The organism is Vibrio sp. Vb2880 (genome assembly GCF_033337975.1).
In the GTDB taxonomy this organism is placed as follows: Bacteria; Pseudomonadota; Gammaproteobacteria; order Enterobacterales; family Vibrionaceae; genus Vibrio; species Vibrio alginolyticus.
In genome coordinates this window covers 107,721-120,613 of sequence record NZ_JAWORT010000014.1, presented here as the reverse complement: position 1 = coordinate 120,613, position 12,893 = coordinate 107,721, and the positions used below count along the sequence as shown (strand labels likewise).

The window sequence follows — 12,893 nt, the reverse complement described above, 5'->3', positions numbered from 1 at the left end:
AAGTCCTTTGAGCAAGCGAATAACAATGAGTAAACTACAGGATTCACTCAGAGAGGTGTTGAATGCAACAGCGTGACAAACAACAACAAGATTTTACTTCGCGAGATGTAAAAGTCATCTCGAAAGAAACCTTATTTGAAGGTTTTTTCAAAATGGTGAAATACCGCTTTCAGCATAGGCTATTTGCTGGTGGTTGGAGTGGAGTTGTCGAACGAGAAATGTTCGAGCGTGGTCACGCAGCAGCGATGCTTCCTTATGATCCAAAGACGGACCAGGTCGTAATCATTGAACAGATTCGTATTGGCGCGTTGGAACATGAACACCCTTGGCAGCTAGAAATTGTCGCCGGTATGATTGACCGCGATGAATCTGCTGAAGCCGTAATTCGTCGAGAGGCTGTCGAAGAAGCGGGGATTCAGGTGGGGCGCGTTGTACCTGTTACGTCCTATTATCCTTCGGCTGGTGGTTGCTCGGAAAAGCTAGACGTCTTTGTTGGTGAAGTGGATGCGTCTAAAGCGCACGGCATTCATGGTTTAGACTATGAGAATGAAGATATCCGAGTTCATGTCATGAGTCGTGAAACGGCGTATCAATGGGTGAAGGACGGAAAATTTGAAAATGGTGCGTCGATTATTGCGTTGCAATGGCTGCAATTACACCATCAAGAGTTAAAGTCAGAATGGGGACTATCCCAAACGGTGGAGAGTGAGTAATGGCACAATTGGCTGAAAAACAGAGATATCATGTTGATTTAGCTGGTCTTATGAGAACGTATGAGACCAACTACGCTAAATTGAATGCCTTATTGCCTGCTTCTGCTGAAGTTGGGGATGTACGTTGCTACCAAGCGGCGAACATGGTTTACCAATTGACCGTGAATGAAATCACAAAATACACCACAGTTGTTGAGATATGTCAGAGTGATGAAACGCCAGTGTTTCCTTTACCGACGATGTCTGTCAGGCTTTATCATGATGCGAGAGTAGCCGAAGTATGCTCAAGCGGAGAGTTCTCTCGCATAAAAGCTAAGTATGATTATCCCAATGACCAACTGATGCAGAAAGATGAAAAGCATCAATTAAACACATTCCTCGGTGAATGGCTGACGTTTTGTTTACGAAGTGGTATCAGTAGAACACCACTTGCCTTCAATTGATCGTCACTTCACTAAAGGAAAATAACAAATAACGATATAGTGGACGAATCAGGTTTTCATTTTGCAATCATCTAGTGACAGCATCAAACTTTTACAAATTACGGATACTCATCTGTTTGCTGCCGATGAGGGAAGTTTGCTAAGCGTAAAAACAGTCGATAGCTTTAATGCTGTTGTTGCTGATGTTTTACGCCGCAACGTGGCGTTTGATTACATTTTGGCGACGGGCGATATTTCCCAAGACCATAGTGCAGAATCTTATCAGCGCTTTGCCAACGGCATTGAACCGCTAGAGAAAGACTGCTTTTGGCTACCTGGTAATCATGATTACAAGCCTAATATGGGCAGTGTTTTGCCTTCGCCACAAATCAAAGCCGCAGAGCATGTGTTGCTTGGCGAGCATTGGCAGTTAATTCTTTTAGACTCGCAAGTTGTTGGCGTTCCTCATGGGCGCTTGAGTGATCAGCAATTAACGCTACTCGAAGAAAAGCTAGCCGAACACCCAGAAAGACACACACTTGTTTTGTTGCATCATCACCCGTTACTGGTGGGAAGCGCGTGGCTTGATCAACATACTTTAAAAGATGCCGAAGCGTTTTGGCAGGTTGTCGAGCGTTTTGATAACGTGAAAGGCATTCTCTGTGGCCATGTTCATCAAGATATGAATGTGCTTCACAAGGGTATTCGAGTGATGGCAACACCCTCAACTTGTGTTCAGTTTAAGCCTAACTCGGATGATTTTGCCCTTGATACCACTTCGCCTGGTTGGCGGGAGCTGCAACTACACGCTTGTGGCGATATTACGACCCAAGTAGGTCGGCTTCCTGATGGCCAGTTCCAACCAGACTTCTCTTCTAACGGCTACTAACGCGCCCGAGCTCTCTGTTCGGGCTCGCTTTTTTGTGCGAGATATCTATGAGTAAACCTTCACTTCTTCTCTATATCCATGGCTTTAATAGCTCTCCACTCTCCATGAAAGCGAATGTGATGAGAGCCTACTGCGAGCAACATAGGCCTGATATTAAGGTGATTGTTCCCCAGTTACCTTGTTATCCTCAGCAAGCGGCGAAAATGTTGTTGGATATTATCGAGCAATATAAAGACGACTATAAAATTGGTCTAGTGGGCAGCTCATTAGGCGGTTTTATGTCAACGTGGCTAAATGACAAGTTTGGGTTTAAAGCGGTAGTGGTCAACCCCGCAGTCAAGCCTTATGAGTTGCTAGTAGATTATTTGGGTAAGCAAACTAACCCATATACGCATGAAACCTATACACTTGAAGCTTGTCATATTGACGAGTTAAAAGCTCTTGATGTACAAAGCATCGCGTCGCCACATTCTTTTTGGTTATTGCAACAAACAGAAGATGAGGTTTTAGACTATCGACAAGCGGTAGATAAGTTTGCAGACGCTAAGCAAACAGTAGAACAAGGCGGTGATCACAGTTTTGTAGGCTTTGAGCGTTATCCTGCACAGATTATCGAATTTCTAGAACTGTAATTCGAAAGCGATTGGAAAAGGCTCATAGTTTTTATTGATATATCCAACCGTTTCTTGACATGGGCGGTATGCTTTCCGACTATGTTTTGCCAAAAGATCTTAAGGGTCGAGGACCCTGGCTACTTTGTTATGCATCATGTTTACAAACTCTTAGTGATGTGAACAGGGTGGCTTTTTCGTTTCCTGAGTATGGGTACGCCCATTGGTGATACTCAGGCAACAAGTAAACTTTGAGAATAATTCCGTATTATGACTGAACAATATAATGCTGGTGCCATTGAAGTACTGAATGGCTTAGAGCCAGTGCGTCGCCGACCAGGGATGTATACGGATACAGCGCGCCCAAACCATTTGGGCCAAGAAGTTATCGACAACAGTGTCGATGAAGCGCTAGCCGGACATGCCTCAAAAGTACAAGTCATCCTACATGCTGACCAATCACTCGAAGTGATCGATGATGGTCGAGGCATGCCTGTTGATATCCACCCAGAAGAGAAAGTATCAGGCGTAGAGCTAATTCTATGTAAGCTACATGCGGGTGGTAAGTTCTCTAACAAAAACTACCAATTCTCTGGTGGTTTGCACGGGGTAGGTATATCTGTAGTAAACGCGTTGTCAAAACGCGTTGAAGTAACAGTTCGTCGTGATGGTCAAGTGTATGAAATTGCATTTGAACACGGCGAGAAAGTGTCTGATCTGACCGTAACTGGCACATGTGGTCGTCGCAATCGCGGTACCAGCGTACATTTCTGGCCTGATGCGAAGTACTTCGATTCGGCTAACTTCTCTGTGACGCGCTTAGTCAACAACCTGCGCGCAAAAGCGGTTTTGTGTCCGGGCTTAGAAATCACATTAACCGACAAAGTTAATGGCAAAGACTATAAGTGGTACTACGAAGATGGTTTGAAAGACTATCTTGCGGAAGGTGTAAAAGGCTATCCAGTTATTCCTGAAGAACCATTTACTGGTGAGTTCTTGGCGGATACTGAAGCGGCAAACTGGGCGGTAATTTGGCAGCCAGAAGGCGGTGAGATGATCACCGAAAGCTACGTTAACCTGATCCCAACCGCTCAAGGTGGTACGCACGTTAATGGTTTACGCCAAGGCTTGTTGGAAGCGATGCGCGAATTCTGTGAGTTCCGTAATCTATTACCTCGTGGTGTGAAGCTAACGGGTGATGACGTTTTCGACCGCTGTTCTTACGTGCTGTCGGTTAAGATTCAAGACCCGCAATTTGCAGGCCAGACCAAGGAACGTCTCTCTTCTCGTCAAACCGCGGCATTTGTCTCTGGCGTAGTCAAAGATGCGTTCAGCCTTTGGTTGAACGAAAAGCCTCAGCTCGCAGAGCAATTGGCAGAAGTCTGTATCGCTAACGCGCACCGTCGTATGCGAGCGGCGAAAAAAGTCGTACGTAAGAAAGTGGCTTCTGGCCCGGCACTGCCAGGTAAGTTGACCGACTGTTCTGCACAGGACTTAAGTCGCACGGAAATCTTCTTCGTGGAGGGTGACTCTGCGGGTGGCTCGGCAAAACAGGCACGTGACCGTGAATTCCAAGCCGTGATGCCACTGCGTGGTAAGATCTTGAACACTTGGGAAGTCTCTGCCGATCAAGTTCTTGCGTCTCAAGAAGTACACGATATCTCCGTTGCTTTGGGTATTGACCCAGATAGCGACAACCTCGAGAGTCTTCGTTACGGTAAGATCTGTATCCTTGCCGATGCGGACTCGGATGGTCTTCACATCGCAACGCTGCTTTGTGCTCTATTTACTCGTCACTTCCGCGCACTAGTGGAAGCGGGTCATATCTATGTGGCGATGCCGCCTCTGTATCGAATCGACTGCGGGAAAGAAGTGTTCTACGCTCTCGATGATGATGAAAAAGATGGCATTTTAGAGCGCTTGTCGAAGAAGAAAGCCAAAATCAACGTGCAACGATTCAAAGGTCTGGGTGAGATGAACCCACTTCAGTTACGTGAAACCACCATGGATCCGAACACGCGTCGCTTAGTGCAGTTAACCATTGACGACTCTACGGCGACCATGGAAATGATGGACATGCTGCTAGGTAAAAAGCGTGCAGATGACCGTCGTTCTTGGCTACAAAACAACGGCGACTTGGCAGAGGTGTAACGGATGTCTACAGAAATTACCTACGATGGCGTCGAACAATTGCCAATGCGCAAGTTCACTGAAGACGCTTATCTGAACTACTCGATGTACGTAATCATGGACCGCGCCTTGCCATACATTGGTGATGGCTTAAAGCCGGTTCAACGACGCATCATTTATGCGATGTCAGAGCTTGGTCTCTCTGCATCAGCAAAATACAAAAAATCTGCACGTACCGTTGGTGACGTGCTAGGTAAATACCATCCGCACGGTGATTCAGCGTGTTACGAAGCGATGGTATTGATGGCTCAGCCATTCTCTTACCGCTATCCATTAGTGGATGGTCAAGGTAACTGGGGTGCGCCAGATGATCCGAAATCATTTGCGGCAATGCGTTATACCGAAGCAAAACTGTCTAAGTTTGCTGAAGTATTGCTTGGCGAACTTGGCCAGGGCACGGTTGAATGGCAACCTAACTTTGATGGCACAATGAAAGAGCCACAAATGTTGCCAGCACGTCTGCCTCACATCCTGCTCAACGGTGTAACCGGCATTGCCGTTGGTATGGCAACAGACATCCCACCGCACAACGTTCGTGAAATCGCAGATGCGACTATTCATTTGATCGACAACCCGAAAGCAGAACTGCCGGACGTGATGCAGTATGTCAAAGGTCCAGATTACCCAACAGAAGCAGAAATTATCTCGCCGCAAGCGGATATCGAGAAGATTTACCGCAACGGTCGTGGCAGCATCAAAATGCGCGCGGTTTGGCATAAAGAAGGTTCTGATATTGTTATCACTTCTTTGCCTCACCAAGTATCGGGTGCCAAACTGCTTGAGCAAATCGCTAACCAGATGCGTGCGAAGAAGCTGCCAATGGTTGACGATCTTCGTGACGAATCGGATCACGAGAACCCAACGCGTATTGTTGTGGTGCCTAAGTCAAACCGCGTCGATTGTGACTTGTTGATGAACCATTTGTTCGCATCAACGGATCTTGAGCGCAGTTACCGCGTTAACTTGAACATGATTGGTTTGGATAACCGTCCTCAAGTTAAAGGTCTGGTGCAAATTCTATCTGAGTGGATCGAGTTCCGTCGTACGACTGTGCGTCGTCGTCTACAACACCGCCTAGACAAAGTAATGGCTCGTCTACACATCTTGGAAGGTTTGTTGGTTGCTTACCTCAACCTAGATGAAGTGATTGAGATCATCCGTACTGAAGACGATCCAAAAGCGGTGCTGATGGAACGCTTTGGTATTACCGATATCCAAGCGGATGCAATTTTAGATACCAAACTTCGTCATCTAGCAAAACTAGAAGAGATGAAGATCCGTGGTGAGCAAGACGAGCTAGAGAAAGAGCGTGAGAAGCTAGAACAGCTACTCGGTTCTGAGCGTCGTCTGAACACACTACTGAAAAAAGAAATCAAAGCAGATGCAGAGAAATACGGTGATGACCGTCGCTCTCCAATGGTTGAGCGTGCAGAAGCAAAAGCGCTGACTGAACGTGACCTCGTACCAAGTGAGCCAATCACGGTTGTGCTTTCTGAGAAAGGTTGGATTCGTCACGCGAAAGGCCATGACGTGGATGCCGAAGGCTTAAACTATAAGTCGGGTGATAAGTATTTAGCGCATGCTCGAGGTAAGAGTAATCAGCCTGCGGTATTCCTAGGTAGTGACGGTCGAAGTTACTCTCTGGAATCGCACTCACTGCCTTCTGCTCGTAGTCAAGGTGAGCCGATTACCGGTCGCTTGAATATTACGGCTGGTAGCAGTATTCGCCAAGTCATCATGAGTGAAGAAGATCAGCTGTGGCTGGTGGGCTCAGATGCAGGTTACGGCTTTGTATGTAAAGGCGCGGACTTGCTGTCTAAAAACCGCAGTGGTAAAGCGCTCGTCACTTTACCTGCCAACTCTGAGATAATGACGCCAAAAGAGATTGAAGATTTAGACTCTGATGAAATCTTAGCAATCACTAACCAAGGTCGCATGCTGCTGTTCCCAATCAAAGACTTGCCACAACTGGCGAAAGGTAAGGGGAATAAGATCATCAACATTCCTGCTGCTAAAGCAAAAGAGCGAGAAGAAGTACTATCTCACTTAATGTCTTTACCAAAAGGTGCATCGTTAACGCTGTACGCGGGTAAGCGAAAGTTGGGTCTTAAACCGTCTGACCTTGATAACTTCCGTGGCGAACGTGGTCGCCGAGGTGGGTTATTACCGAGAGGTTTGCAGCGAGTCACTCGCATTGAAGTTGAGCTAGATGATTCCGATACGACGGAAACACCGAGCGATAGCGAGTAACGCACAAATAAAAATCCCAGCCAATGGCTGGGATTTTTTATGCTTCTTGCTTGTCTTCGGCAATGGTGACTTTCAAGGTCATCTCTTTTCCTTTGCGAATAATGCCGACATCCACGGTGGTGCCAGGCCGTAAATCGGTGACGATATCCATAACGCTCTGACGCCCCTGAACCTTATTGCCATCAATACTGATAATGATATCTTGTTTTTGAAAGCCAGCCGCATTTGCTGGGCCATTTGGATCAATACCAAGTACGACAATACCACCTATGTGTTCATTTCCAAGTAAGCGAGCAGTGACCGCATTAATGTCTTGGCCGTCGATTCCAATATAACCACGAATCACGCGGCCATCAGCGATGATTTTCTGCATGATCTTACTGGCTAGCGGCGCAGGGATCGCAAAAGAAATACCGTAAGTTTCTAAGTCTGTCGCTTGCTGAAAAGAGGCGGTGTTAATGCCGACGAGCTCGCCTTGTGTGTTCACTAGGGCTCCACCAGAATTACCTTCATTGATGGCGGCATCGGTTTGAATGAATGCTTGACGACCATCGCTAATAGATGAACGACCTGTGGCAGAAATAATGCCGAACGTTGTGGTTTGTCCAAGGTTGTATGGGTTACCGATGGCTAGTACTACATCGCCCACTTGTGGTTTGTAATTAGAGTTTAGAGGGATTACGGGCAAATTCGAACCTTCGACACGCAGCACGGCTATATCAGTACGTTTATCTGTCCCTACGAGCTGAGCCGCTGCGGCTCTGCCGTCTTGTAATGCCACAACAATTTGATCAGCTTGAGCAACCACATGATAGTTAGTAATGATGTAGCCTTTCTCACTAACAATGACACCTGACCCCAGACCTTGAGTCGAGAGTTTACTGCGATCATTCTCAACATACTTACGGCTGTAGATGTTTACCACTGCAGGCGCTGCTCTTCGGACCGCTTGATTAAACGTCAACTCGACTGATGCGATATTAACAGGTTGAGGATCAAGCGCGGCAGGAATTACGTTGTTGCGCAAAGATGGAACCGCCAGTAATACCACTGCGGCAGTAGCCAAGCCTAAAAAGACAGAACGTAATAAAAAGCTGAGCATATCCTCTCCATGCGTGAGCGCCAAAATGGCATCGAAGATGAAGAATAGCATTACATTGAAAAATAACAAAAGGGCAGCACGTCATCGCGCTGCCCTTTTCATTAGTTATTGAGCGATAAGGAAAAGTGATCGAGCCTTATCACTCAGTACTATGCATCGAAAACCTTATTTTCTATCACTTTGAAAGTGGTTAACGAATGACAAGGTAAATAGTACGTTCACCACGTTGAATATTAAGAGCCAGTACACCTTTGTGTTTCTCTACGATTGTACGAAGCTCGGCAAGGTTTTTCACTCGTTGACGGTTCACACCGATAATAATGTCACCTTGTTGTAATTGATATTGAGCAGCCGGAGAGTTATCTGCAACGCTCGATACTTTAACACCTTGGATTACATCACTTGGTGTTGTATTGCTTAATTCCGCACCTTTGAGTCCCTCATGTAATGTCTCCGCTTTAGCTTTCATATTCGTAGATTCGCCAAGCGTTACATCAAAGGTTTTATTCTTACCATCTCGAACCACACCTAATGTGATTTCTTTACCTGCGCCCAGTGTTGCCACTTTTGCGCGGAGCTCTGAGAAAGTATTAATCGCTTTGCCGTTCACCGATACAATTACGTCACCGGCTTTTAACCCTGCTTTATCGGCTGCGCTGTCCGGTACGACTTGACCAATAAAGGCCCCTTTACTCGACTCGTAACCCAATGCATCAGCTAGCTCAGAGGTTACTTCGCCACCTTGCACACCCAACATGCCGCGTTTGACTTCACCAAACTCTAGAATTTGATCGGTGAGGTTTTTCATCATGTTTGATGGAATCGCAAAGCCAATACCCACATTACCGCCGTTAGGGCCTAAAATCGCAGTATTAATACCGATCAGCTCACCATTAAGGTTGACCAATGCACCACCAGAGTTACCGCTGTTAATTGCGGCATCGGTTTGGATGAAGTTTTCGAAGTTTTCAACGTTTAAGCCACTACGACCAAGGGCTGAAACAATACCCGAAGTCACAGTTTGACCGAGTCCAAATGGGTTACCAATCGCAACCGTAAAGTCACCGACACGCAGTTTGTCGGAATCCGCGACTTTAATCTGCGTTAAGTTTTTCGCTTTCTCTAATTTAAGTAACGCAACATCGGCCATTTCATCACCGCCAACGAGCGTAGCGTCATACTCGCGCCCGTCAAAGAGGCGAACTCGAATCTCATCTGCCCCCTTGATCACGTGGTAGTTAGTGACAATATGGCCTTTCTTCGCATCAATAATGACACCAGAACCTAAACCTCTGAACGGGCGCTCTCGCCTTTGTTCCATAGGAAAGTCTGGGCCAAAGAAAAATTGAAATTGCTCGGGAATGCGGCTGGTTTGTACTTGTTTACCTTCTACAGCAATACTCACAACAGCTGGGGTCACCTTCTCAAGCATTGGTGCCAAGCTAGGTAACTGTTGGCCATCCACATTCAAAGGTAATGCGGCAGTGGCTTGAACTGGGGCAATAATCGAACCCAAACTCAGAGATAGAACGGTGAGCGCAAGCAGTGGTTTTTTCATCCAATAACTCCTCTTGAAACATGTCTGCCAAAAAGAAATATCCGAACGGTTAGTTCACTTTGTTAATAACTAATATAGGGTCTAGTTCGGACAATCAAAAGGGGAGGCAGTGCACATCCAAGTTAGAGCGAAGGTGAGGGGAAAAAGTTCAAAAAAGGGCCGATGCAAATGTATCGGCCCTAGATAGAAGTAAGAGAGGATTATGATGCTTTTGCGGTTACCGCTTCGGGAGCATTAATGATTTCTTTCTCTTGATCCTTCAAAAGACCGGTGGCGCCATTAGCGTAGTCTTTTGGTTGTTCGTTAAACTCTGGTTGATCTTCTGCAATGGTTTCAGACGACATTGCCGTTTTCTTATCAAACGGGTTGTCTTGTTCTGGTAAGTTTGGCAAAAGCTCAGAAGAGGTCTTGGCCATATGTTGGTATAGCTTGGTGTAATCTTTACCTAGGGTGTCCAACATTTCTGCGGTTTGTGCAAAGTGATCGACGAGCTCTTGACGTTGTTGCTCTAATTCAAACTTGGCCGCTTCAAGTTCTTTCTGCACAGACTTTTGTTTCTTGTATTCAGGGGTGGTTAGTCTACTAATGACTACGCCTACGATTGTACCGACCAGCAAACCCACAATGGCATAAATCCAAGGCATAACTGCTCCTTATAGTTGTTTTAACAAGTCTTTTACTACTTAGTTACACGCGGTGCTCGTCCATGTTACTATGGCTTGAACAGCCGATAAAGAAAAATAGCAGTATGTCTTCGGGGACTGATAACTACTTCTCTCTATTCTCAAAGTTGACCCCGAGGTAACCCTTTTCTCTATACCTCTATACGACTTAATACGATGACACCACTACAACAATATCAAAAAGACATAGCAGAACACGGGTTTCAGCGTGATGAAGCTCAGTATCAAGCGGTCGTTGCATTAGACAAGCTTTACCATGCTATCGTTGAATTTCAGTCAGCGCCTGTGCCTCAGCTTTCCAAATGGCAAAAGCTAATGGGGAAAAAAATCGACAAGCCTGAACCACCAAAAGGCCTTTACTTTTGGGGTGGGGTAGGTCGCGGTAAAACCTACCTTATGGACGCATTTTTTGATGCTTTACCGACCCAAAGAAAAATGCGCGTCCACTTCCATCGATTTATGTATCGAGTACATGATGAGTTGAAGCTGTTAGGTGATGTCGAAAATCCTCTATCAAAAGTGGCGGATAAATTTAAAGAAGAAGCAGATGTGGTTTGCTTTGATGAATTTTTTGTTTCCGACATTACTGATGCGATGATCCTTGCAACGCTACTTCAAGAAATGTTCAAGCGGCAGATGATCCTAGTCGCGACTTCAAACATCGAGCCGCAGAACTTATATCGTAACGGTTTGCAAAGAGCGCGCTTTTTGCCCGCGATCGATATGATTTTGGCACGTTGTGAAGTGTTGAATGTCGATAGTGGCGTTGATTATCGCTTAAGAACGTTAGAACAGGCTGAAATATACCATTACCCGCTTGATGAGCAGGCTAGCATAAACCTTAACAAATATTATCAGCAGCTGACTGGAGAGCGTCAGTTTGTTGCTCATCAAATCGAAGTTAACCACCGTCAACTAGCGGTGATTGAAGCAAGCGACGGGGTGCTGCATGCGTCGTTTGCTCAGTTGTGTCAAACTGCTCGCAGTCAAAATGACTACATTGAATTGTCTCGTATTTACCACACTGTATTACTGGCAGATGTTCAACAAATGAACCGAAAAATAGATGATGCGGCGAGACGCTTTATCGCGCTAGTCGATGAGTTTTACGAGCGCAATGTTAAGTTGATTATTTCTGCTGAAGTGCCAATGGCCGACTTATATACTGACGGGCAGTTAGAGTTCGAATTTAAGCGCTGTTTGTCTCGGCTTACTGAGATGCAAAGTCATGAGTATCTCGCGCGTGAACATTTGGCCTAGATCCAATGGGTTCTTAAAAAAGTGAAGAAAAAATTAGTGATTTGGCGCAAAAAAAGGTGATTTTTTCTTCGCTCTTCTCTATAATCCTGCGACCCACCGTTACTGCAGACCTGATTATCGAAGTTATTTCGAAATTGAAGGTCGAGAGTACCAACGACTCGAAGGGGTGATGACTGGGCTCTTAGACAGTGTGGGAGCACTATTGGGTGTTCCTTTAAAGTTTAAAATTTAATTAACGGGTTATTGTTAGCATGAAAACTTTCGTTGCTAAACCAGAAACTGTAAAACGCGACTGGTACGTTGTAGACGCTGAAGGTAAAACTCTTGGCCGTCTAGCAAGTGAAATTGCATCTCGCCTACGTGGCAAACATAAAGCTGAATACACTCCTCACGTTGACACTGGTGATTACATCATCGTTATCAACGCTGAGAAAGTTGCTGTAACTGGTAACAAAGCTAAGAACAAAGTGTACTACCGTCACTCTGAATTCCCAGGTGGTCTAAAATCTATCACTTTTGAAAAGTTGATCGATCGTAAACCTGAGATGGCTCTTGAGCTTGCAGTTAAAGGCATGCTTCCACGTGGTCCTCTAGGCCGTGCTATGTACCGTAAGCTAAAAGTTTACGCGGGCGCTGAGCACAACCATGTTGCTCAACAACCACAAGTACTAGACATCTAATTGGGGATTTCGAAAATGGCAGAGAATCAATACTACGGCACTGGCCGTCGCAAAAGCTCAGCTGCACGTGTTTTCATTAAACCAGGCAGCGGTAACATTGTAGTAAACAAGCGTAACCTTGACGAATACTTCGGTCGTCCAACAGCACGTATGGTTGTACAACAACCTCTAGAGCTAGTTGAACTAACTGAAAAGCTAGACCTTTACGTAACAGTTAAAGGCGGCGGTATTTCTGGTCAAGCTGGTGCTATCCGTCACGGTATCACTCGCGCGCTTATGGAATACGATGAGTCTCTACGTCCTGCTCTACGCGCAGCTGGCTACGTTACTCGTGACGCTCGTTGCGTTGAACGTAAGAAAGTTGGTCTACGTAAAGCACGTCGTCGTCCACAGTTCTCTAAGCGTTAATTTCCTCTTATCGGGAATTATGCTTTCAGAGTTACTCTGGAAACTGTGTACCAAAAGCTCGGCTCTATGCCGGGCTTTTTTGTATTTAAAGACATCATACTTGTCTTCAAGCAACGAACAGCCTTCA

At 45.8% G+C, this 12,893-nt stretch carries 12 protein-coding genes; 9 read left to right on the top strand and 3 right to left on the bottom strand.

Features of this window, described 5'->3' with window-relative positions; translation table 11 throughout:
* Window positions 1-62 precede the first annotated feature (62 nt).
* The 6 genes from nudF (at window position 63) to parC (ending at window position 7,075) form a co-directional block, all read left to right on the top strand.
* A complete protein-coding gene (gene nudF / locus R7M92_RS16050; RefSeq protein ID WP_017633602.1) occupies window positions 63-713 on the top strand; it encodes an ADP-ribose diphosphatase in 651 nt (216 codons plus the stop codon).
* Complete coding sequence (locus R7M92_RS16045; protein ID WP_005379879.1) at window positions 713-1,156, top strand: DUF1249 family protein; 444 nt, start codon at window positions 713-715, stop codon at window positions 1,154-1,156. The genes nudF and R7M92_RS16045 overlap by 1 nt, the downstream gene beginning before the upstream one ends.
* 61 nt (window positions 1,157-1,217) lie before the next feature.
* Complete coding sequence (gene cpdA / locus R7M92_RS16040) at window positions 1,218-2,024, top strand: 3',5'-cyclic-AMP phosphodiesterase (protein WP_005387419.1); 807 nt, start codon at window positions 1,218-1,220, stop codon at window positions 2,022-2,024.
* A gap of 47 nt (window positions 2,025-2,071) precedes the next feature.
* Entirely contained in the window at window positions 2,072-2,656 is a 585-nt protein-coding gene (gene yqiA / locus R7M92_RS16035) for an esterase YqiA (protein ID WP_017820245.1), read from the top strand.
* 249 nt (window positions 2,657-2,905) lie between these two features.
* Complete coding sequence (gene parE / locus R7M92_RS16030; RefSeq protein WP_005387417.1) at window positions 2,906-4,786, top strand: DNA topoisomerase IV subunit B; 1,881 nt, start codon at window positions 2,906-2,908, stop codon at window positions 4,784-4,786.
* A gap of 3 nt (window positions 4,787-4,789) precedes the next feature.
* Window positions 4,790-7,075: a DNA topoisomerase IV subunit A gene (parC, locus tag R7M92_RS16025; protein ID WP_017633605.1), complete on the top strand. Its 2,286-nt coding sequence runs from the start codon at window positions 4,790-4,792 to the stop codon at window positions 7,073-7,075.
* Window positions 7,076-7,112: 37 nt separating this feature from the next.
* On the opposite strand, the gene degS is transcribed toward parC, so the two are convergent.
* The 3 genes from degS to zapG all read right to left on the bottom strand — a co-directional run bounded on the left by degS (window position 7,113) and on the right by zapG (window position 10,379).
* Window positions 7,113-8,177, bottom strand: a complete 1,065-nt coding sequence (degS, locus tag R7M92_RS16020; protein ID WP_017633606.1) for an outer membrane-stress sensor serine endopeptidase DegS — start codon at window positions 8,175-8,177, stop codon at window positions 7,113-7,115.
* A gap of 190 nt (window positions 8,178-8,367) precedes the next feature.
* Window positions 8,368-9,735, bottom strand: coding sequence for a Do family serine endopeptidase (locus tag R7M92_RS16015; RefSeq protein ID WP_025768400.1), 1,368 nt, complete (start codon window positions 9,733-9,735; stop codon window positions 8,368-8,370).
* A 200-nt stretch (window positions 9,736-9,935) separates the two neighbouring features.
* Complete coding sequence (zapG, locus tag R7M92_RS16010; protein WP_005379861.1) at window positions 9,936-10,379, bottom strand: Z-ring associated protein ZapG; 444 nt, start codon at window positions 10,377-10,379, stop codon at window positions 9,936-9,938.
* A gap of 195 nt (window positions 10,380-10,574) precedes the next feature.
* On the opposite strand from zapG, the gene zapE reads away from it, so the two are divergent.
* The 3 genes from zapE (at window position 10,575) to rpsI (ending at window position 12,766) form a co-directional block, all read left to right on the top strand.
* Entirely contained in the window at window positions 10,575-11,678 is a 1,104-nt protein-coding gene (gene zapE / locus R7M92_RS16005) for a cell division protein ZapE (protein WP_005387411.1), read from the top strand.
* A 251-nt stretch (window positions 11,679-11,929) separates the two neighbouring features.
* Window positions 11,930-12,358, top strand: a complete 429-nt coding sequence (gene rplM / locus R7M92_RS16000; protein WP_005372872.1) for a 50S ribosomal protein L13 — start codon at window positions 11,930-11,932, stop codon at window positions 12,356-12,358.
* A 15-nt stretch (window positions 12,359-12,373) separates the two neighbouring features.
* Window positions 12,374-12,766, top strand: a complete 393-nt coding sequence (gene rpsI / locus R7M92_RS15995) for a 30S ribosomal protein S9 (RefSeq protein ID WP_005372876.1) — start codon at window positions 12,374-12,376, stop codon at window positions 12,764-12,766.
* Window positions 12,767-12,893: the final 127 nt, after the last annotated feature.

Bases quoted from the DNA above. Each gene is read 5' to 3' on its own strand.
- nudF (WP_017633602.1), top strand. From the start codon at position 63: ATGCAACAGCGTGACAAACAACAACAAGATTTTACTTCGCGAGATGTA.
- R7M92_RS16045 (WP_005379879.1), top strand. From the start codon at position 713: ATGGCACAATTGGCTGAAAAACAGAGATATCATGTTGATTTAGCTGGT.
- yqiA (WP_017820245.1), top strand. From the start codon at position 2,072: ATGAGTAAACCTTCACTTCTTCTCTATATCCATGGCTTTAATAGCTCT.
- parE (WP_005387417.1), top strand. From the start codon at position 2,906: ATGACTGAACAATATAATGCTGGTGCCATTGAAGTACTGAATGGCTTA.
- parC (WP_017633605.1), top strand. From the start codon at position 4,790: ATGTCTACAGAAATTACCTACGATGGCGTCGAACAATTGCCAATGCGC.
- degS (WP_017633606.1), bottom strand. From the start codon at position 8,177: ATGCTCAGCTTTTTATTACGTTCTGTCTTTTTAGGCTTGGCTACTGCC.
- R7M92_RS16015 (WP_025768400.1), bottom strand. From the start codon at position 9,735: ATGAAAAAACCACTGCTTGCGCTCACCGTTCTATCTCTGAGTTTGGGT.
- zapG (WP_005379861.1), bottom strand. From the start codon at position 10,379: ATGCCTTGGATTTATGCCATTGTGGGTTTGCTGGTCGGTACAATCGTA.
- zapE (WP_005387411.1), top strand. From the start codon at position 10,575: ATGACACCACTACAACAATATCAAAAAGACATAGCAGAACACGGGTTT.
- rplM (WP_005372872.1), top strand. From the start codon at position 11,930: ATGAAAACTTTCGTTGCTAAACCAGAAACTGTAAAACGCGACTGGTAC.
- rpsI (WP_005372876.1), top strand. From the start codon at position 12,374: ATGGCAGAGAATCAATACTACGGCACTGGCCGTCGCAAAAGCTCAGCT.